This is a genomic window from Paenibacillus sp. YIM B09110 (assembly GCF_037167145.1).
Lineage (GTDB): Bacteria > Bacillota > Bacilli > Paenibacillales > Paenibacillaceae > Pristimantibacillus.
Map to the genome: position 1 here is coordinate 1 of NZ_JBANSP010000025.1, position 20,780 is coordinate 20,780.

Annotated in this window: 16 protein-coding genes; 5 read left to right on the forward strand and 11 right to left on the reverse strand. The window is 50.0% G+C overall.

The genetic code is table 11. The annotated features are described in order from the left end of the window. Positions 1-326: 326 nt before the first annotated feature. The 7 genes from V8F51_RS25650 to V8F51_RS25680 form a co-directional block, all read right to left on the reverse strand. Positions 327-1,796 carry a glycoside hydrolase family 5 protein gene (locus tag V8F51_RS25650; protein ID WP_337103346.1) on the reverse strand — a complete coding sequence of 490 codons (1,470 nt, stop codon included), beginning with the start codon at positions 1,794-1,796 and terminating at the stop codon, positions 327-329. Positions 1,797-1,991: 195 nt separating this feature from the next. Beyond that, positions 1,992-5,039, reverse strand: coding sequence for a glycoside hydrolase family 2 TIM barrel-domain containing protein (locus V8F51_RS25655; RefSeq protein WP_337103347.1), 3,048 nt, complete (start codon positions 5,037-5,039; stop codon positions 1,992-1,994). A gap of 60 nt (positions 5,040-5,099) precedes the next feature. Beyond that, positions 5,100-5,924: a carbohydrate ABC transporter permease gene (locus tag V8F51_RS25660; RefSeq protein ID WP_337103348.1), complete on the reverse strand. Its 825-nt coding sequence runs from the start codon at positions 5,922-5,924 to the stop codon at positions 5,100-5,102. Continuing rightward, on the reverse strand, positions 5,917-6,732 hold the full coding sequence (locus tag V8F51_RS25665; RefSeq protein ID WP_337103404.1) for a carbohydrate ABC transporter permease: 816 nt from the start codon (positions 6,730-6,732) through the stop codon (positions 5,917-5,919). Before V8F51_RS25665 ends, V8F51_RS25660 begins: the two co-directional genes overlap by 8 nt. A gap of 207 nt (positions 6,733-6,939) precedes the next feature. Then, entirely contained in the window at positions 6,940-8,241 is a 1,302-nt protein-coding gene (locus V8F51_RS25670; protein ID WP_337103349.1) for an ABC transporter substrate-binding protein, read from the reverse strand. A 181-nt stretch (positions 8,242-8,422) separates the two neighbouring features. Further along, entirely contained in the window at positions 8,423-10,195 is a 1,773-nt protein-coding gene (locus V8F51_RS25675) for a sensor histidine kinase (RefSeq protein ID WP_442956489.1), read from the reverse strand. Positions 10,196-10,212: 17 nt separating this feature from the next. Next, complete coding sequence (locus V8F51_RS25680) at positions 10,213-11,769, reverse strand: response regulator transcription factor (RefSeq protein WP_337103351.1); 1,557 nt, start codon at positions 11,767-11,769, stop codon at positions 10,213-10,215. Positions 11,770-11,989: 220 nt separating this feature from the next. On the opposite strand from V8F51_RS25680, the gene V8F51_RS25685 reads away from it, so the two are divergent. Then, positions 11,990-13,042 carry a phosphatidylglycerol lysyltransferase domain-containing protein gene (locus V8F51_RS25685; RefSeq protein WP_337103352.1) on the forward strand — a complete coding sequence of 351 codons (1,053 nt, stop codon included), beginning with the start codon at positions 11,990-11,992 and terminating at the stop codon, positions 13,040-13,042. A gap of 86 nt (positions 13,043-13,128) precedes the next feature. Continuing rightward, the gene (fabI, locus tag V8F51_RS25690) at positions 13,129-13,908 is read left to right on the forward strand and encodes an enoyl-ACP reductase FabI (protein ID WP_337103353.1); all 780 of its coding nucleotides are present in this window, start codon (positions 13,129-13,131) and stop codon (positions 13,906-13,908) included. Positions 13,909-14,233: 325 nt separating this feature from the next. Here the strand turns inward: fabI and V8F51_RS25695 are convergent, their stop codons facing one another. After that, a complete protein-coding gene (locus V8F51_RS25695; RefSeq protein ID WP_337103354.1) occupies positions 14,234-14,995 on the reverse strand; it encodes an arylamine N-acetyltransferase family protein in 762 nt (253 codons plus the stop codon). Positions 14,996-15,232: 237 nt separating this feature from the next. Between V8F51_RS25695 and V8F51_RS25700 the strand changes: the two genes are divergently transcribed. Then, the gene (locus V8F51_RS25700; RefSeq protein WP_337103355.1) at positions 15,233-16,033 is read left to right on the forward strand and encodes a DeoR/GlpR family DNA-binding transcription regulator; all 801 of its coding nucleotides are present in this window, start codon (positions 15,233-15,235) and stop codon (positions 16,031-16,033) included. A gap of 66 nt (positions 16,034-16,099) precedes the next feature. On the opposite strand, the gene V8F51_RS25705 is transcribed toward V8F51_RS25700, so the two are convergent. Continuing rightward, positions 16,100-16,879 (reverse strand): phytanoyl-CoA dioxygenase family protein, encoded by a 780-nt coding sequence (locus V8F51_RS25705; RefSeq protein ID WP_337103356.1) that lies wholly within the window; start codon positions 16,877-16,879, stop codon positions 16,100-16,102. Between the two features lie 118 nt (positions 16,880-16,997). Here V8F51_RS25705 and V8F51_RS25710 point away from each other — a divergent pair, with 118 nt between their 5' ends. After that, positions 16,998-17,897 carry an AraC family transcriptional regulator gene (locus tag V8F51_RS25710; protein WP_337103357.1) on the forward strand — a complete coding sequence of 300 codons (900 nt, stop codon included), beginning with the start codon at positions 16,998-17,000 and terminating at the stop codon, positions 17,895-17,897. Positions 17,898-17,967: 70 nt separating this feature from the next. On the opposite strand, the gene V8F51_RS25715 is transcribed toward V8F51_RS25710, so the two are convergent. Then, a complete protein-coding gene (locus V8F51_RS25715; protein WP_337103358.1) occupies positions 17,968-18,960 on the reverse strand; it encodes a glycoside hydrolase family 43 protein in 993 nt (330 codons plus the stop codon). Positions 18,961-18,996: 36 nt separating this feature from the next. Then, a complete protein-coding gene (locus V8F51_RS25720; protein WP_337103359.1) occupies positions 18,997-19,812 on the reverse strand; it encodes a phytanoyl-CoA dioxygenase family protein in 816 nt (271 codons plus the stop codon). 120 nt (positions 19,813-19,932) lie between these two features. On the opposite strand from V8F51_RS25720, the gene V8F51_RS25725 reads away from it, so the two are divergent. Then, positions 19,933-20,730: an AraC family transcriptional regulator gene (locus V8F51_RS25725; protein ID WP_337103360.1), complete on the forward strand. Its 798-nt coding sequence runs from the start codon at positions 19,933-19,935 to the stop codon at positions 20,728-20,730. The last annotated feature ends 50 nt before the right edge of the window (positions 20,731-20,780 follow it).

The following is a 20,780-nucleotide window of genomic DNA, read 5'->3' on the forward strand; positions in this document are numbered from 1 at the left end:
AAATCCAGCTTATGGTTGGTGAAAACGGCGATTGTGTTGGGACCGGCGGGGCTACAGACAGAATAGGATGGGGAATCCATCCTATTCGCACAAACATAGGTTACTTAAGGTCAATAAGATGGGAAACCCAGCTTATTGTTGGTGAAAACGGCGATTGTGTTGGGACCGGGCGGGGCTACAGACAGAATAGGATGGGGAATCCATCCTATTCGCACAAACATAGGTTACTTTCTTGGGACAAATAGTTTTAACAACCTTACCTAACAACGAGAGGCCATCCCAACAGCCTGCCGGCTATTAAGATGGCCTTTTCTTGATGGTAGCAGCTATTGCAGAACGACGCTGTCTACGTACACGGAAGTTGCTCCGCTCGAGTTGCTCGGCGACATATATAGGATACCGATTTCCCTTACATCGCCAAGATTGGCCACCCCGCTAAGACTTAATGTAAGCGTCGATGCCGATGAAGCGTTCAAATTTACGGTTGGCGATTCATACCAAGCATAGCTTGATCCTGTCTTGATGAACAGCTTAGCCTGCAGGCCGCTGCCAAAGGTTCCCCAAGCTGCGTGCTTCACTTTGGCGGTGACGGAGCTTTTGCCGCTGAAGTTATTCGCGCCTGTATACTTGAGCGTGAACTGGCCGCCGCTGCCCAGCGTGACATCCGCCTTCAAGGAGCTGCTCCCGCTTGTCGCCCATTCCGTTACTGACCATGGTCCGCCGCCGACATTAAGTGCTGACCATCCTTGAACATTGCCGCTTTCAAAATCGTATAACGTCGAGCTGCTGCCTCCGCCGCTGTTGAATACCGTAGCTTTCACAGAAGTCGCTTTAATGCCGTTCGTACCGTTAACGACAAGGTTACCCCACGAAGTAAGCGTCTGCCAATCGCTGGTCGTCATATCGAGCCATGAATTGGAGGAATCATTCCCCGTCCAAGACCATGCCATATATCCGATTCCTTTGGCCTGGGATTGATTCAACACCTCTTGGGCATTCACTTGGCTGCCTAAGTTGTTGTTGCCGTTATTGTAATTATAGCCGAATTCCCCGATCATCACGGCGAGTCCCAGGTTTTTAATATTTTGCAGCTCCGTGCCGATGCTGCTTGCATTGTTCCACGAGCCGTACATATGGATGGAGAACATCACGTTATGATCCGGATCATGCGTCAGCAGAGCATTGCCGTACGCTTTGATCGGCGATGCATTCTGTCCCCATCCCGATCCGTCGACAACGATCGTATTGTGGATGCCCGCATTCCGAATCGTCGATATGGCAGTCTTGTATGCGTCTCGCCAGGCGGTATCGGCCAAGTCGCTGCCGCCCCATTCGTTGGCGATATTCACGAGGACGTATTTTTCGTTATTGTTTAATATCGTCTTAACAGCGCTTTGTGTAAAATATTGCGCCATTTGATTAAGCAACGCAGCGCTGTTCGAACCCGTTGCATCGTGAAGCTCTACGATGGCGATCATCCCTAGCTCCTTGCAACGGTCGATTATTTGTTGCAACCGCGTTGCCGAGCCGCTCGTCTGCCATACGATGCGCACAGCATTCGCTTTGTTATTCGCAATCGTCGTCAAAGCTGAATAAGCTTGTGTGTCGAACCAAATATGCGGGTTATTGACGCCGCGAATGACGAAGTTGTTTCCGTTGGCATCCTTCAGATTGGTTCCGCTTACATAAAATCCGTTAGCGGCATGAGTCGGCTGCGGTGCGACGAAAGGAATGACTAGAGCGAGCAGTACGGTAAACATAAACGTTAGCTTCCACCTGCGACTGAACATCAACATTTTTACTAAATCCCTCCTCTTATGGTTAGGAACGACAACTGCCGTCCATATGAGAAGTATAACTTCACGGCCAACCCATAATAAATGTCATGATGCTACTGTTTATATGGCTTAATGCGAGAAGGTTTCTGGCGTGGTTAGCCGTACATAAAAAAAACGGCGCAAGGATCACCCTTGCACCGCCATTTCCCGTATTTAAGCTCGTTCAATCGTGAACTCGAAAGCAAGATCCTGCTCGCCCGAGATCGTATATTCCTCATGCACCGGAGCACCCCAGCTGTCGTCGCCGCCGACGCCCATTTGGCGCCCAGCTACCGTAATAACCGTGTAGTGCACCTCCGGCAGCTCGTAATGATGCTGCGCGTTCTCCAGCTCGAACGCCGTATAAGGCGATACGTTGCATTCCACCGGCTCACCGCTCGAGACGATGCGAATGCCTTGTCCATCACGATTGCGTACGCTTAGACGTCTAACGCCCATGCGGTTGCCTGACTCCTGAGGCACGGCATAAGCAGCCACATTGTCTGCCGCCGTATTCTCGAATATGCAAAGCCGCGCGCCGTTCGCTCGGTCAGCATAGTTCTCCTCGGGACCCATTGCATACCATTCCAACTGATCGTAATCGGCCTTCACCTTGAACGAAACGGCGAAGATCGGCAGACGAGGCAGCCCTTCAGCACCTTTGTATTCCGCTTGCACTCGAATCGAACCGTTCGCATTAACGGTATACGCAATCTTAGCTTCAGCCGTATCGCTAATCGAGAAGCGGAATCGATAAGCTACCGTTATCGAGCTTCCGTCCTCTGCCTCGGACACGTCGATGCCTACACATTTGCGAGTGAGACTTGCTGCATACCATAGACCGGAATCATAACCTTGAGCGTACCCTTTGTCATTGTCCGTCGTCGCCCGCCAGAATAGCGGCGCAGGCGGCGCAGCGATCATCTCGCGTCCCTCAAATACGATCGACGTCATCGTATGGGCCTGCTTCGAGAACATAATGCGGAAATCTGCGCCATGCACGCCGATGTTTACGTCCCCGTTCGCAACTCTTAGCTTGCCGTAAGACGATGCTGTGCGAGCAGCCTCGCCTTCAACCTTGAAGATATGCTCACCGAACGCGATCTCATAACCTTCTTCCGCCCAAAGCGTCTGCTCCTTCAGCGTAAGTAGAGCATGTACCGCATATTCGCCTGGCAGAGCAATCTGCTCCTCGATATTGAAGCTTATCCGTGCTTCTTCGCCTGCGGCAACAGCCGCTTCCAATGGGAATCGATGTACTTCATGACCTTCGCGGAACAAAGCTATCTCAAGCGAGAATGCCCCCGTATTCACGAACAAGTTCTCGTTGCGAATAAACACGCTGTCGCGCTCTGGAACAAGCTTCACGTTCTGATAAAGGAACTTCACGTCCTGCATCTTCGGCGACAGCTCGCGGTTCGCATAAACGATGCCGTTCGTGCAGAAGTTGTAATCGGTCGCGCGATCGTCGAAGTCGCCGCCGTAAGCGAGGAACTCGTCGCCGTAACGGTTCTCCTTCACGATGACTTGATCGATGTAATCCCAGATGAAGCCGCCTTGGTACATCGGGTACTTCTGCTCGAGATCCGTATACTTGCGCATGCCGCCAAGCGAGTTGCCCATTGCGTGCATGTACTCGCAGCTGATATACGGCTTGTCCGGATTATTGTCCAAGTACTCTTCGATATCTGCAGGTTTCGCATACATCCGGCTTTCCATATCGCTTGCTTCGGTGAATGCGCGGTCGTAGAATACGCCCTCGTAATGAACGAGACGGCTCGGATCGACCGTACGGAAGTACCTTGCAACGTTCACGAGCACGTCGCCTACGTAGGATTCGTTGCCAAGCGACCAAATAATTACGGACGGATGGTTCTTGTCCCGCTCATAGAGCGAAATCGCGCGATCCATCACGATGTCCTGCCATTCCGGATTGCTTCTAGGAATGTTCCACGACGGCTCAACGGCGCCCATCTTCTGCCAAGAGCCATGTGTCTCCAAATTCATTTCGTCGATGACGTAAACGCCGTATTCGTCGCACAGCTCATACCAATAGCTCTGATTCGGATAGTGGGATGTCCGTACGGCGTTCATGTTGTTGCGCTTCAGCGCCTTGATGTCCCACAGCATATCCTCGTTCGTAATCGCACGTCCGCGGCGGCTGTTGAATTCATGGCGATTAACGCCTTTGAACACAATGCGCTTGCCGTTCAGCTTCATAATCTTATCTTCCATCTCGAAGCGGCGGAAGCCGACGCGCACAGGGATGACTTCAATCACATTGCCGTCCGCGTCTATCAGTCGAATATACAAGCTGTACAAATTCGGCTGTTCGGCACTCCACAACGAAGGACTTTTCACTCGAAGAGAAGTACGTTCAGACTCCAAATCACCTGGGACAATCTCTTCCGATAAGACCGGCAAGCCATTGACATCATATAAGTCCAGAACCGCTTTCGTTCCAGCTGGCGCAACCGAGCGGAACGCGAGCGCTACGTTGAGCGAGCCAGTGTCATAACTATCGTTGAGATCCGTCCGCAGGGACACGTCCTGTACATGCACCTCAGGTACGGTATACAGGTACACGTCGCGGAAGATGCCGGAGAAGCGCCAGAAATCCTGATCCTCCAGCCAGCTGCCTGTACTGCGCTGGTACACTTCGACAGCAAGCTTGTTGTCGCCTTCTTTCAGGAAAGGCGTCAATTCGAACTCCGACGGCGTGAAGCTGTCTTCGCCATATCCGACGAATTCGCCATTCAGCCACACGTAGAATGCTGTCTCCACGCCTTGGAACGAAATAAACAGCGGCCCGCCGGCCATATGCTCCGGTACGAAGAAACTTCTTGCATAGCTGCCTACCGGATTATGATCCGAGGAAATTTGCGGCGGGCGCAAGTCCTCGTGTCCATCCCAAGGATACATCGTATTCACATATTGCGGCTGACCGTAGCCTTGCAGCTGAATATGTCCGGGAACCATAATTTCATTCCATCCCGATACGCTGAATGAGGTCTTATAGAAATCAACAGGCCTGCTGGCCGGGTTTACTGCGTAATTGAACTTCCAAGCTCCATTCAAGGAATGCCTCCAAGGCATCGCTTCCTTGCGCTGAGCTTCCGCCAACGTTGCGTAATATTTATGATCGGAATGGGCTGGCAGACGATTGACGGCAAATACCGCCGGGTCGCTCAGCCAGTCCAAGCTTGCGCTCGTTGCTTTCATATCGACAAACCTCTCCTATCGTGCTGACTCTGTCTGTAGTTGTTGCTGCATTGTTGTCGCTTACTTGACCGATCCTGTCATACCCGCTACGAAATGCTTCTGCATCAAAAAGAATACGATAGCCGTTGGCAGCGTTGCGATCAAAATAACGGTCATAATGACGCCGTAATCCGGCGCGTAGCTGGAGCCCATATTGGAGATCAGAAGCGGAATCGTCCGTTTCTCCGGAGATTGCAGTACGACGAGCGGCCACAAATAGTTGTTCCAGCTCGACATGAAAGTAATGATAGCCGCTGCCGCATACGTCGTCTTCATCGTCGGCATATAGATGCGGAAGAACACGCCAAGCTCGTTCAGGCCATCAATTCTTCCCGCCTCGAGCATGTCCTTAGGGAACATTTTCGTGCTCTGACGGAAGAAGAAAATTAAGAACGCCGTCGTTACCGTAGGCATAATAACGGAAGAAATCGTATCGATGCCGACGAACGGCACGGTTTGCGAAATCGTTCCGAACATGCGGTACAACGGTACCATAAGCGCCGCGAACGGGATCATCATCGAGAGCAGCAGGATACTGAACACGACATCCTTCGCCTTGCTTTTGAATATTTCAAAGCCGTATCCGGCAAGCGAAGCAATCAGCATCGCAAGCAATGTGGTCAAAATCGAGATTTTCGCCGAATTAATCAGCGACGGCAGGATGTCCACGTCGTTAAACGCTTTGTCCAAGTTCTCTAACAAGTATTTGCCCGGCAGAAGCTTTCCCTTTGTAATGTCGATGGAACGATTCGTTGTGCTGGTAATCATCCATAGGAATGGGAAAATCGATACGATCGCCGACGCGCTTAGAAATACATATATAAATATCCGCTTGAGCTTAGTCATTGCGATCACCTGCCAATTTGAACTGAAGAATCGAGAAGATAACGATCAGGATAACGATGGCATACGATACAGTCGCCGCGTAACCGAAGTCAGGCGTGTACTTGAACGACAGGTTGTAAATGTATTGCGATAGCGTCATCGTCGCATTGCCCGGTCCGCCCTTCGTAATGTTCATTACCTCGTCGAACAATTGCAGCGTACCAATCGTTGACGTAATGGATGTGAACAGAATGATTGGTTTCAGAAGCGGTACCGTTATTTTCGTAAACTGCTTGAACGAGGATGCGCCGTCGATGCGCGCAGCTTCGTAAATTGAGCCATCTATGTTTTGCAGCGCCGATAAGTAGAAAATCATGTTGTAACCGGTCCAGCGCCATGTAATCGCGATTATGATCGTAATCTTCGCCCAGAACGGATCTGTGATCCATTGGATAGGCACGGAAATCAGATGAAGCTTGAGCAGCATCTCGTTGATGAGTCCATCTGCGCCGAACAAATATTTGAATATAACCGAGTAGGCAACGAGCGACGTTACCGCCGGCAGAAAAATAGCCGTCCGGAAAAAACCTTTCAGCTTCAAGTCCTTGTCATTCAACAGTACGGATATAAACAGCGCAAGCACGATCATGATCGGCACTTGCACAATCAGATACAGGAATGTATTCGTCAGTGTCGTAATAAACGTGGAATCACTGAACAGCCGCGTATAGTTGTCGAGCCCGACATATGACAGATTCGTTCCAGTACCCGATTGGAATGACATTAATAATGCTCGTATCATCGGATAGAAATAAAAGGCGCATATCATTATTACCGCAATAGCGATAAATGACCAGCCAATGACATTTGTTTTGTTGCGTAAATTTACAGCTTTGGCTTCTCTCACTTTACTGTCATCTCCTTCCAGCATTCGTTTTTGTTACTGTCTGTCTCTATAATCTCTAAATAACCTTGGACACCAGCCGCCCGCTTATCCGCCGGCAGCCGATGTCCAAGGCCGTACCACATAATTACACTATTTCAATTGGGAGTCTGCTTGTTTCTGAGCGTCAGCAAGCACTTGATCGATTGCTTTGCCGTTCAGGTAATTTTGCATTTCCACAACCATAATATCTTCAACTGCGTAAGTGTGCATACCGTAGTTGACATTAGGGATTTGAGCAGTCCAAGCAGCGAAGTCAGTTACGATAGTTTGTCCGCCGAAGAACTCGTTAGCCGCTTTGTAAGCTTCGCCTTCTGCAGCAGGCTTGTAAGTTCCGATTGCGCCGATTTCTGTAACCAGCTTTTGGTAAAGGTCAACATTCGAACCGAATGTAGCGCCGAGGAATTCAGCCGCTTTTTCCTTGCCTGGAACGTTAAGGACATACCATGAGCTGCCGCCAAGGTTGGAAGCATGTACCGATTTGTCGTTGTTCGTCAGCTTAGGAAGCGGAACGATTGCCCATTTGCCGGCTTGATCAGCAGCAGCCGTAATGGATGGAGTGAACCAGTTGCCTGTTGGTACGGAAGCAGCGTCGCCGTTGTTGTAGTTAGCAACGAATTGGCTCCAGTCCGCATGAATCTTAACGATGTTGGCATCCATCATTTTTTTGTATGTTTCCATAGCTTCTTTCAAAGCCGCATTTCCTACGATGTCGGCTGTTTTGCCGTCTTCTTTCATGTACCACGAGCCGGCCGATTGCGCCATTACGCGGATGATGCCCAGATCGTTCGGATCAAGGGAAATCCAGTCTTTGCCTGTTTTCTCTTTAACCGCTTTGCCGATCTCGATGTACTTGTCCCAAGTAATATCTTGCATATCAGCTACCGTGTAGCCAGCTTGCTCGAGATAGTCCGTTCTTACATAAACGCCAGTTACACCGGAGTCGAATGGAAGACCGTATTGCTTGCCGTCGAAGCTTGTCGGGCCGATTTTGTAATCAGCGAAGTCTTCTGTTTTGAACGAATCCGTCAGCGGGTAGAATGCATCCGGATAAGCTTGCAAGAAGCTTTGCGCGCGGTAGTCCTCGATCAATACGATGTTCGGAAGACCTTTGGTCGTGCCGGAGCTAAGACCCGTATTCAGCTTTTGAACGATATCGTTCTGAGCGTTCTCAATAATGTCGATCGTTACATCCGAGTGATCAGGTGCATAAGCATCCTTCGCAAGGTTCATCGCTTTGATGTTGAAGTTCGGATCCCAAGCCCAGACTGTTACTTTGCTTGTCTCACCTGCAGCATTGTCAGTACCTGTATTGTTGTTCTTGTTGTCCGTATTGGACGAGCAGGCTGTGAAGATCATGATGCACACAACCAGCAATGGCAATAATTTTTTCACTTTTGAAGACCTCCGTCTCTCTTTGTAAAATGCTGTAAGCGGTTTCCCGTTTACTGTTTTATCGTAGCATCTTGAATATCGTGCCCGTTAGGATAATCTTTGCTTCGTTTAGTGAAATTATTATAAAAAAAAGTCCAAGCCTCTAAGTCGTTTGCACGATTTTTAGAAACTTGGACAATTTTTATCCTTTGAGCAGCGGCAACCGGATTTTCACCTTCGTTCCTTCTCCTAACTCGCTTGAAATCGTTACGCCGTATTCATCTCCATACAGCAGCTTAATACGATCATGAACGTTTCTTACGCCAATTCCGGTGAACAGCTGCCTAGTACCTTTCGTTTGATCAGGCAGTTGCTCGGCGGTTATGACCATGCCGTCGCCGTTGTCGACGATCTCGCAGACGAGTGCGTTCAGCTCTTGGGCGACCAGAATGTAAATATGCCCCTCTGACTTCTTGTTGAACCCATGGAAAAAGGCGTTCTCGATAAACGGCTGTATAATAAGCTTCGGTACCATATAACCCATGCAATCAGGTGAGACGAAATAATTGACCTTTATCTTCTCCCCGTAGCGCACATGATTAATGAACACATAGTTCCTCATGTTAACGAGCTCTTGACTGATCGTAATCGTCTCGCTGACGTTGCCGATCGAATTTTGCAGCAGCGAGATAAGCGCATTGATCGTATCGGCCGCCTTATCTTTGCTGCCTTGCTGCACCATAAACTTCACCGATGCCAGTGTGTTGTAAAGGAAATGCGGATTAATTTGCTGCTGCAGCGCCTCAAGCTCCGCGTTCCGCTGCCGCCTCTGTGTCTCTACCAGCTCGTCCACGTAATCGTGAAGCTCGTCGAGCATCGCGTTAAACGCCTGCCCGAGCTGCCTCGTCTCATAGCTGCCGCCAACGGTGACATAATGATCGAACTCGTATTTGGAAATCGTCGATATTTGTTTCACCAGTCTCGATAAAGACTTCGTCAGTCGGCCAGAGATGAGGAACACGATCAGAAGCGCGATCGATACGATTGCCGTTACGATAAGCACAATCGCGCGCGTATCCATCAGTTGACCGATCGCCGTCTTCTTATCGATGACGTTTACGAGATACAGATCTTGTGCTTCCAAATATTTTGCAATCAGCAATTCATCCTTGCCTAATCGTTCCACGCTCTTGTACTCCAGCGATTGCTCCACAATCTCACGGGCTTTGACGAGTAGCTCAGGATCGGACTGGCCGATCCAGTCGGTACGATTAGATGAAATAATCATGCCTTTGCCGTTCAGTATAACGACATCGTTGCCTAGGCTTGTATACGATTCATAGAGTTGCTTGAATTCACGCTCGCGAAAAGAGAAATACATCGCCCCGTACACGTAACCGGTCGTTCTCTCCATGAACGCCTTTGAAGCGACAATCGAAGCCTGCCCGGTCGTCGTGTCGGTAGGCTCGACGTAATCGAACTGATAAAGCAGCTTCCTCGGTTCTTTAAGCGTCTGCTGGGTAATCGGATGCGCCTGCAGCTCGCTATCGGTCAATGGCCATATCGAGCGGTCGGTAGCGTAGCTCCTTTTGTTGATGCCCGTTATTGTAAGACCAACCTCATACGTATCCACGATAGAGGTGATCCGTTTCATTTGCTGATTCATGTTGAAATAGGTTTTGGCGATCGACTTCGAATTGCCTTCGCTTTCCGTCAGGAAGTTTTTGATCGAACCGCTTTGAAGCATCGTGTTGGACGCTAGAACGATCGAATAGTTAAGCGAGGTGAAGCTTTTCTCGATCTGGGTCAGCACCTTCGAATTCGTAATGCTGAATGTCTGCATGAAGAGCCGCTCGGACGTATTGAGCGTAACCCATGTGATGGCAATCGCGACTGCAACGATGCTCAGGAGCATGACAAGAAACATTTTCACAAACAGTCTGTTGTTGCGGAATCGATCATTTAGCCGTCTAATCATTATCGGTTCATTCCTTATTTCATATATTGGCGGCGGTAGCTGCTCGGCGAATGTCCGGTATGGCGCTTGAACACCTTGCAGAAGTAGCTGTGATCCGAATAGCCGACCATGCCGCTTATCTCGGAGATCATTGCCTCTCCCTTGCGCAGCAGCGATGCTGCTTTGTCCGTCCTTACTTTGTGCAAATATTCGATGAACCCTTCCTCGTTGTGCGTCGAGAAATAACTCGATAAGTAAGATGGGTTGAAATGAAAATGCTTCGCCATCTCCGTCAGGTTAAGCGGCTCGGCGTAATGCTCGTCGATATAATCCAGCAGCCGTTTCATATTGACGTTGCCGGACTGGGACTGTTCGGACTTGTCCGCAATGCAGGCCTTCGCGAGAACGATGAATTGCTCTAGCGCAGCAATCGCTTCATTCGCAGTCGCCGCGTCTTCTATCGCTTTGAAATAAGCGAACTTGCTGTTGTCCAGCTCCTTATTGTCATACTTCATATTGCCGAGCAGCACCGTCATGTTAAATATAAGATTGCCTAAGAAGGACTTGAATTCGAATACATTCATTGTGTAATTCGACGATAAGGCAAGCACATGTCCGCTTAAATAGTCGAACGCCTCAATGAATCGCTCTCGCTTGAATTCATCGGTGAACCGGTTCAAGTTGAACGGCTCGATCGTCGACGCTGGGAGCTTAGGCAATTCATCGTAGATGAGTAACTGAACCTCGGGCAGGAAGAAGCCGTAGTCCAGAAGCTTCCGCATATTGTCTTCGTACCGTTCACGGATCATTGCCAGCTCTTCGAAGGGCTCTCCAATGACTACCGCCTTGCCGGCGCCGAAGTCCGCGCTCTCCGCGAACCACTGTTCGGCTTGACGAAGGAGTCTATCGCATCCGCTTTGATCCGTATTTACGAGAAGCACGGTACAATCGGTTATATGGGGCAGCGGGGTAACGAGCAATTGTTCCGGAATGGACGATTCCAGCAGCTTGCGCGTATCCTGTACGAATTGCGCACCCGCTCCTTCGACTGCTTTCGATCCTATCAGAACGTAATAGGAATACGGCAAATAGTCCTTGGCCTCCGGCAAGCCCTCCTCCATGTCGTAACCGGATATTATTTTTTCCAGCAGCGAATCCAGCGACAGTCTATTGTCCGACTCCAGCTTCCCGCTGCCGAGACCCGGGATTTTGTCGGCTGCAACCTTAAGCACGCTAAGCAGATGGCGCATATCGAGCTTCGGTTTCAGAATATAGTCCGCAACGCCGCTTTGGAACGTAGAACGCACATAACTGAATTCACCGAAGCTGCTGAGAATTATAACTTCGATTTCCGGATAACGCTGCTTGATGATTCTCGTCAGTTCCTCTCCGTCCATCACCGGCATGACAATATCCGTAATCACGATATGCGGCCGCAGCTCCTCGATCCGTTCGAGAGCCTCGCTGCCGTTCGACGCTTCGCCCACGATCTGGAAGCCTTCATGCTCCCAATTCATGAAGTGTTTAATCCCTTGCCTTATGAGTTGTTCGTCATCGACGATTAATACTTTGCAATAATTGAGCGCGGTCATCATGACGCCTCCAAGCCTACACATATTTGTACAGCCATTATAACCGATAACGCATAAGTGTCTATTCGAAATCGCGCGACACTGAACGTAGCCTTCCTGCATTTCCCTGAGTATCCATAATCCTTTTCTTGAATCTAGGCCATGAAACTCCGATGAATAGTAGTGACGTATGTAATCGATATGATTATCAACGCAGATTCTACATACCGGAGGTACGCATTTGCCTTTTATTCAGACAGAAAATAAGCTTCGCGAGCTTATGGACGGCTTCGGCCACAATTCGCATACTCATCTTTATTTTCTTGGCGACAAACAATGGTTCTGCGATTCGGAACAACAGGCGTTTCTCGCTTACCGAGCGATAGGCAATCGCAACATTGTGCTGGGGGACCCTGTGGGCAACCCGCAAGCGCATCACCAAGTCATTAAGCAATTCGTTACTAATTGTCATGCACAGCGGCGAACGCCGGTTTTCTATCAAACGAGTTCCGCTTTCCTCCCCCTATTCAAAAATTTGGGCTTGCAAGCCAAGATGATCGGGCAGGAGGCGCGTGTCGAGCTTGGCGCTTTTCACTTGAACGGCAAAGCCTGGCTCAAGTTGCGCAATCGGCTTAATAAATTTCATCGCAGCGGCTATTCGCTTAACGTTCTTCAGCCTCCGTATTCGGATGAATTTCTGTCCAAGCTTCAGACGATATCGGATAATTGGCTTCAAAAACGCAAAGAAAAAAGTTTTTCGGTCAGCGCTTTTTCTCCGGAATATGCCAGCCGCTTCCCTATAGCGGTTCTTATTGACCCAGATGACCAAGTCGTCGCTTTTGTTACAATCGCTGGGGACCCGTCTCCGAAAGAAACCGTTACTTCCGAGGAAGTTGCCGCTCAAGGTCAAATTACGCTCGATCTGATGCGTTATTCGCAAGCTTGTCCGCATGGAACGATGGATTTCCTGTTCCTGTCGATTTTGCTATGGGCTAAGGAGCAGAAGTACGCAGCCTGCAGCCTAGGAGCAGCGCCCTTGGCGAACGTCTGCGATTCCGCAGTTGCCAAACTCGTTTATCATTACGGCAACAAGCTATACAACTTTAAAGGACTGTATGAGTATAAAAATAAATTTGGGCCGCACTGGAAGGATTTCTATCTCGTTGGAGCTCCGGCAACCTTGCCCTATTCCGCCTTCCTGTTGACACTGCTCATACATTCGCCTTGCCCGGGCAAGCTATTTTCATTCCATTCTCCGTTCAAGCGTCTCTATCACATAAATCGAGAACGATAATCTAGATTAGTACTAGGTACTAAATTTATGTTATACTCATTGCAGCGCTTTATGCGACCAGACCAGCACTTGGAGGTTATTTACAAATGTCAGGATTACTTACCGGAAAAAATATTATCGTAATGGGCATCGCCAACGAACGAAGCATTGCTTGGGGAATTACGAAGTCGCTGCATGAGGCGGGGGCTAACTTAATTTTCACATATAGAAAGGAACGTTCTTACAACAAATTGACGCAATTGCTCGCGGCCAACGGCATCGAGCCGCTGCTATGCGTATCTTGCGATGTTGCTGACGATGCGAGCATCGAAGCGGCTTTCCGCGAGATTGAGGCAAAAGTGTCCGTTATTCACGGTCTCGCCCACTCTGTAGCATTCGCGGAGAAAGAAGATTTGCAGGGCGAATACGTCGAAACAACTCGCGAAGGCTATCGCCTGTCCCAAGATATTAGCGCATACTCGCTCGTTGCGATGGCTAAGGAATGCAAGAAGCTCATGACGGAGGGCGGAAGCATCGTCACTCAATCGTATCTCGGCGCCGAGCGCGTCGTGAAAAACTATAATGTAATGGGCGTAGCCAAAGCCGCGCTGGAAGCAAGCGTAAGATATTTGGCAGATGATCTCGGCAAATACAATATCCGCGTTAATGCGATCTCGTCCGGACCCATCCGCACGTTGTCCGCGAAAGGCGGCGTAGCTGGATTTACTGATCTGTTCTCTACGATCCAAGAGAAATCGCCGCTGCGCAAAAACGTTGATCAGGACGAGGTCGGCGATGCGACGATGTTCCTGTTAAGCAAGCTGTCCCGAGGCATTACAGGCGAGGTTATTCACGTCGATTCGGGCTATCACATCTTGGGCTATTAAGTAAGAAAAACCAGGCTTCCGCAGATTTGCGGTAGACTGGTTTTTTCTTACTGTTACTACTATTACGTTTGCCTGTATTTCTTACAGGCAAATCGATGCCAATCGTTTGCTAAGTGACTTTTGATTGGAAAACATGCAGTCAAAACCGGCATTCTAGCCTTCAGCATCCTATTTCCGTCCATTTGCCTGCACAAAATCCAATCAAACGCTGATATCTTCTCATGCCTAGCCATTTGATTGTATGAAATCCATTCAAGCATCAGCCCTCAACCGAAGACTTATGAACGAAGCATAAACGAGAGGGGCCCTGAAGGGCACCTTCGTTTCATAGCTCTATGCCGAAATATTGGCGCAAGCTCTCCTTATAATTCTCTTGCGAATCAGGTATAAACACCGTAACGCCTTGCGCATTGAAAATGCGAAACTCGTTCCCCCCCACCGTATTGCGCCCCTCATTCGTCCGGATGGCCAACATGGCTGCTTTCTTAAACTTCGATTCCGGATTAGTCGAGCACCAATAAGAGGTCGTTACGTAGTCGATCGCTAGATTCGGCTCTTCGGTAAACGAATAAATCGCGCGCCATTCCTCCCCCTTCTCTTCCTCCAGCATCCAGCCGAATTTTTGATCTCTCGTCAACCGATAGGCTTCCTCCTGCTGCGCTTGCCGGATATCGGCAGCAAACCTCAATGGCCAGCGTGGCGAAGCCGCTCCCGCTCCTACATCCACGATATATTTCGCTCCATCCAGCTCCACCTGCAAAATATGATGTCTACGCTTCGAAGGTACGACCTCCTCGTCCCGCCAAAATCGACCAAAATAGTTCGTGACCTGATACCCAAGGCTTTCAAGCAGCCAGCCAAACAATGCATTAAGCTCGAAGCAATAGCCGCCCCGACCGCGGGTAACGATTTTATCGAATAAGCGTTCGATTTCCAGCGATATTGGTATGCCGTTCATTACATCCAAGTTCTCGTAAGGGATGTGATGAAGATGGGCGTATTGAAGTCGGTTAAGCGTATCAAGCGTTGGAGCTGCAGGACCTTCGATGCCGATCCGTTTCAAATAAGCAATCACTTTTGTCTCCATTTTATATGTCCTCCACTCTTCATCGTCGACTGTTCGCACCTATATATTACCACAGCGCAATTCGCTGTTGGATGATTGTTTGTACGATGACTCTTTCCGATATAGCTACACGAAACAGAACAAAACTTAATAAAAATGAATAAACATGAAGTTTAATGTTGACAAAACAGATAAAACAGGAATATCATTATGCTGAAAGATGGTAAATATTAGACGATAATACGGGAGGGTTCAGCCATGTTAGCGGAGCAACGCCGACAAAAAATTTTGGAACTGCTGCAAGCGGAAGGACGCGTTATCGCCAAGGATCTATCGGAGCACTTCCAAATGTCCATCGATTCCATACGAAGAGACTTAACGATTATGGAAGATCAAGGTACGCTTCAGAAAACGTACGGCGGGGCGATCCCTCTCGCCGTATCACCTAAAGTTCGCACTCTCCCGCAAGGGGAGGCGAGACGTTACGGTGAAGGCGAAGCGCATCAGAATGCGATATCTAAGCTGGCGGCCTCGTATATTCAAGAGAACGACACAGTGTTTATCGGCGGTGCCGGCATTCAATACGGCATGTTGAAATATTTGCGCGACGATATCCCTTTCACTGTCGTTACGAATTCGATCAAAATCGCGGAGGAGGTTCGTAAGAAAGAGAACATCGCCGCTTACCTCATCGGAGGCAGATTAAGAGCCGAGTCGGCAGGCAGCATCATCGACACGATCGCCATCGAAATGATCAGCAAGTTCACGCTGGACATCGGCTTCGTGACCGGCGGCAGCTTGGACGCTGTCGGATTAAGCACGGCTACGCCCGAAGGAGCGGCATTCGCCAGGGCAGTCGCGCGAGTTTCCCGTAGAAATATCTGCTTGGCCCCGCATGAGAAAGTAGGACATCGGATGTTCATCTCCTCTATACCTATCGAGGAAATCGACACCGTTCTAACCGATGTTGCCGCATCCGAAACGGCCATAAAGGAGATCGAGAAGAAGGTCACAGCTGTCGTCTACGCCGACCAGGCTTCTGAGGAAAACAACCAATGAGATGAATTATGCCCTAGAACATCTAAACGGCAGAGCAGGATGACTTCCCCGCACTGCCGTTTTTAATTACTCTTCGACGATCCGATAGTTTGGCTTCACATTGTTGAAGTCCGGATTTTCGCCGCTTACCATCAGGCCCATGCCCCAATCGAAATGAACATTCTCCGTCGGAAGATCGGCCGCGTCGCGGTATTGGAACAGTACGTTTCTGCGCGTCCGCTCGCTGCGGTTGACATCAGAGCCGTGAATCGTTAGGTAGTTGAAGAACAGCACGTCACCCGCCCCAGCAGGACAAGGTGTTCCCGACGATATTGGATGCTCCTTATGGTTGAGATAATGAACCCCGATATGCGGGATTGGCCCCTGCTTATGCGAACCTGGAACGACGCATAGACAGCCGTTCTCCATATCGGCATCGTCCAGATGCACGCTAGCCGCCAGCATGGAATGATCGCGATGCGGGAAGTAAGGATAGTCTTGGTGCATCGGGAATGCCGCGCCGTTCGCGGGAGGCTTTACGAGCATTTTCGAATGATGCAGTTGCACGTTAGGCCCGATAATTCCGTTTAAAACGCTCACCATATTCGGATGCGTCGCCGCCCGAGTAAATGCTGCATCGTGGTAATGCACGTCATGGAATCCTTTCAAAACAAGCTTCTTCAGCTGGTCCGGCGGCAAGAAGTCCCCCTGCCAAGCATGGTTCGCATCCGCCTTGGCCCGCGCGGCACGCTGGATAATGCATTCAACGGATTCGCGCATCTCAAGCACCTCCGGCTGAGAGAACACTCCCTTCACTAGCAGATAACCGTTTTCTTTGTAAAATTGCACATCTTGGCTCGTAATCATATTCAATCTCCTTTGTAAGTGAAGGTTGCAAATCTGTCTTTATTATAGGTATTCTATAGTCAAAACGTATTTGCAGCCGAAGGACATCTTTTTGCAATATTACGCCAAAGGGGTGAACATGATCATGATTAATTGGCAGGTTAGCGTCGATCGATTGAACCGGATTCCAAGGGTACTGGAAGGCGATCAACTTACTTTCCACACTTATTATTGGGGAGCGGAGCAGCATTTGCCCGCGAACGTCGTCCATAAACATTCTTTTTTCGAAATATGCTATGTCGACGGCGGCTCGGGCGTTTACACGGAGGAGGGCAAAACGTATCCGTTGTACGAAGGGGTAGCTTTTTGCTCCAGGCCGGGTATCTATCATCAGATCAAAGACGTAAACGGACTCGACCTGCTGTTCGTCACCTTCGAGCCGATCGAAGAGCATTCCAGCGCAGAGAAATTCAGCCGTTACTATGAAAGGTTGGAACGCGGCTCCGTATGGCTGGACAAGAAGGAACTCTCGCCGATCGTTCAGTTATGGAAATCGATGCTTGCGCAAAGCGAACCGGGCGGAATAGTTCCCTCATCCGTGCTGCCTCAGCTTGCAAGCTCTTTACTTGCCTCTTTCCCGAATTTGTTCAGTCCGCTTGAGCATGAAGCCGAGCTGCCGTCTCCCCGTGCCAACGCCGCGCATTTGATCCGGCGGGCCAAGCTGTACATTCGCGACAATCTGGCAAGCAGCTTGACGCTGCCGGATATCGCCCGTTATCTGAGCATATCGGAGCGACATCTGTCCCGGTTGTTCGCTTCGGGTATCCACGAGTCGTTCTCGGCAACCGTTCGGTTGGAGCGGATTCGCGCCGCGGAGAAGCTGCTCGGCGAAACCGAAATACCGATCAAGGAAATCGCCGAGCAGGTCGGATTTTCCACCGTCCATTACTTTACAAGGACGTTCTCGCAAGCCAAAGGCGTCCCCCCGGCCGCCTATCGCGAGGCAAGCCGGAGAAACGCCTTATTCGTTCAACATTAATGTTCGGTTGGACTAAACACCTCGAACTGCTCGACCGTTTGCTCGAATCTGGCGCCGTGTGCCCTCGATCTTAAGCGTCGCCTATCGGCGATTTCACGACAAACGTTTCCCCAGTATCGGTCATTTCGTACAGCTTGCAGCGGGAATCCGGCATTTTGAACGGAGAATGAACGATAAGCATCCAATTACCCTCGAACGTGCGGAACAGCATTCCGTGTCCGCTATCGCCGCGAACGAGCGGCTCCAATTGCTCCCAAGGTCCTTCCAGCTTGCCGCTGACGGAACGCGCGATTGTCTGGACGTAGCTTCCCGCTTCGTACGTAGACCATAACATCACGAGCCGATTGCCCGATGTGCGGTACAATTGGCAGCCATCCGTCACATACATGGAGCGCTGCGAGCTATCTGCCCGATGATCGCCGTTGTCCCAAGGAGCCGCTGAACCGTCGAACAGATGGATCGGTTCGGACGAGCGGCCCGATAGATCGTCGCGCAGCCGAACCGCTTCGATCGTGCCGTCGGCCGTCTGTACCCATTCATGGCAATAGACCATCCATGGGCTGCCTTCCTCGTCGATATACAACGATCCGTCCAGCGTCATATGCTCGGAAGGCGCGATCGGTTCATCGGTATCCATGAATTCGAACGGTCCTTCCAAGGAATCCGATACCGCAATTACCGTTCCGCGCCGCTGGAGCGGATAACCGCCATGTCCCACGCCTTCAAGCGGCTTGTCGTTATGGTGAAGCGTAATGAACAAATAGTAGCGCCCGTTATACGCATGGACCTCAGGCGCCCAAGCGCCATGCTGCGGATGAGCCCACGAGTCATCGGGAATGGTGAAGACGACGTACGGCCCTTCCCACTTAGCAAGATCCGTGCTTTTGTAAGCAAGGACGCCGTAACGATCCATCCCATGCAACCGCGGGCTTCCCCCGGTGTACAAATAATAAATGCCTGTCTGAGCATCGGCAACGATGAACGGATCATGGGCCGGAATGTCGGCCAGCTTATGGCCGGATTGCGGATTTGCAACATCGGAAGCGGCATTGAATACTGTCATTTCGTTCATCCTTCCCATCTGAATGGATTATGATAGCTACTGCGAGGATGGATGGATCAGCATGGATTTAAGAGGCACCATCGAATCCTCCGGAACGTAATACTTGAATTTGTTGTCGCTGATCTGCCCAAGCAGCTGGCGCCGGATCGGATCGGCGTCCTTCAGCAGCGTCTCCGATGCCGAATGATAGTCGATAGGACGCATCCAGATCGGGCTGTAGCCTAGGAACAGCTGCCTTCTCGTGAAAGCGGAGCTATTCGGCGAGCCCGCATGCCACAGGTTTTGGGCGAATACGAAGACGTCGCCCGGTTTGCCGCACACTTGAACCTCACCGTCAAGCTGCTGGCGCACATCCTTGTGATTCGGGTTGTAGGGCTGCTTGTGACTGCCCGGAATCACTTTCGTATTGCCGCGGTCCGGCTCCGACATATCGCTCAAAATATAGCAAACCTTAATATAGTAGGTTGCCGTCAAGCCGTTGATGACGGGAAACTGCGGATGCGGGCCGTCTTGATGCCAATCGATGAAGCTGTGCGTCGCCGTTTGGGCTTCGCTTGGATTCGGTTGTCTGATCGTGAGGTGCGAGATGTGAAGCTGAATGTTATGGCCAAGCAAATTAACGATTAACGGAAGAATGGCAGGCTGATCGATTAATGCTGCGATCTCGGCATGGCGTTCTACGCTGTTATAGATATTATGCGAAAGCGCTTCCGGTTCCGTCAAGACAATTTCGTCGATGGCTGCATTCAGACGGTTCACCTGTTCCTGAGACAAAATATCCGGGATAACCAAATACCCTTGTTCGTGAAATTTCTCCATAAATTTCGGTAATTCCAATTGGGCTGTTTTCATCCTTCATACCTCCTACTTGTATTTAATTTAATTATATATTGCGAATGATCATGTTATAATGTAAGAAAAATCGATTCTACTTGTAAATAATTTCACTTTGCGAAAAGGTGTTGTCACGCTATGGAGTTCAGCCGATTTCTAGAGCCCGATCTGCAATACCATGTCTACGTGAAGGATACGCCTCAATTTCAGAAAACGCATGATACGTATGATCACTGGGCGTTGTTCGTCGTCGAAGAAGGCGGGTTCGAATACAGAATGGGCAGCCAAAGCGGAAGGGCGGTCAAGGATGACCTCGTATTATGCCCGCCCGATCTAACCTTCTACCGGCATACAGACGGTTTATCGTTTCATCTCATGGGGTTTCAATGGGTCCCTTCCCTAGAAGAGCCTCGGCATGGGGCGGGCTTCCCGGCTATCGGCAAGCTGCGGCTGTTGAACAACAAACGATTCCTGTCCACCCTCTCCCAATTTCGCGAGGCCCAATACTTGCATGCAGGTGTTGGCCATACCTACAAGAAACATCTTCTTAAAGATCTGCTCTATTTGATTCAGATCGAGCAATCCGAGCAGCATACGAAGTCGTTGTTCAGCGAGGATCCGACCCTTGGGCGAGCCTTGCATCTGCTGCAGCAGCAAGCTGAATTCGGCATTTCGCTAAAGTCAATCGCTGTGGAGCTTGGCCTCACACAAGTACAGCTGACAAGACTATTCACACGCGAATTCCGTATAACGCCTGGTGCTTACGCGGCTAATCTTAGAATGGACAGAGTCAGGCAACTCCTTGTACACTCCTCGCTTACCCTTTCCCAAATCGCCGAGCATTGCGGGTTTACCGACGAGCATCATTTGAGCAAAAGCTTCAAAAAGCTGTGCGGCGTCAATCCTTCGTCGTACCGAAAAACACATAACATCTAATCGAAGAAGCCGACCTGCATCGAATGAGAGGTCGGCTTTCGTTCCTGTTA

Excerpts from the sequence above, each read along its gene's own strand:
- V8F51_RS25650 (WP_337103346.1), bottom strand. The coding sequence starts at position 1,796 with ATGTTGATGTTCAGTCGCAGGTGGAAGCTAACGTTTATGTTTACCGTA.
- V8F51_RS25700 (WP_337103355.1), top strand. The coding sequence starts at position 15,233 with ATGTTAGCGGAGCAACGCCGACAAAAAATTTTGGAACTGCTGCAAGCG.
- V8F51_RS25705 (WP_337103356.1), bottom strand. The coding sequence starts at position 16,879 with ATGATTACGAGCCAAGATGTGCAATTTTACAAAGAAAACGGTTATCTG.
- V8F51_RS25720 (WP_337103359.1), bottom strand. The coding sequence starts at position 19,812 with ATGAAAACAGCCCAATTGGAATTACCGAAATTTATGGAGAAATTTCAC.
- V8F51_RS25715 (WP_337103358.1), bottom strand. The coding sequence starts at position 18,960 with ATGACAGTATTCAATGCCGCTTCCGATGTTGCAAATCCGCAATCCGGC.
- fabI (WP_337103353.1), top strand. The coding sequence starts at position 13,129 with ATGTCAGGATTACTTACCGGAAAAAATATTATCGTAATGGGCATCGCC.
- V8F51_RS25665 (WP_337103404.1), bottom strand. The coding sequence starts at position 6,732 with ATGATATGCGCCTTTTATTTCTATCCGATGATACGAGCATTATTAATG.
- V8F51_RS25680 (WP_337103351.1), bottom strand. The coding sequence starts at position 11,769 with ATGACCGCGCTCAATTATTGCAAAGTATTAATCGTCGATGACGAACAA.
- V8F51_RS25710 (WP_337103357.1), top strand. The coding sequence starts at position 16,998 with ATGATCATGATTAATTGGCAGGTTAGCGTCGATCGATTGAACCGGATT.
- V8F51_RS25655 (WP_337103347.1), bottom strand. The coding sequence starts at position 5,039 with ATGAAAGCAACGAGCGCAAGCTTGGACTGGCTGAGCGACCCGGCGGTA.
- V8F51_RS25725 (WP_337103360.1), top strand. The coding sequence starts at position 19,933 with ATGGAGTTCAGCCGATTTCTAGAGCCCGATCTGCAATACCATGTCTAC.
- V8F51_RS25660 (WP_337103348.1), bottom strand. The coding sequence starts at position 5,924 with ATGACTAAGCTCAAGCGGATATTTATATATGTATTTCTAAGCGCGTCG.
- V8F51_RS25695 (WP_337103354.1), bottom strand. The coding sequence starts at position 14,995 with ATGGAGACAAAAGTGATTGCTTATTTGAAACGGATCGGCATCGAAGGT.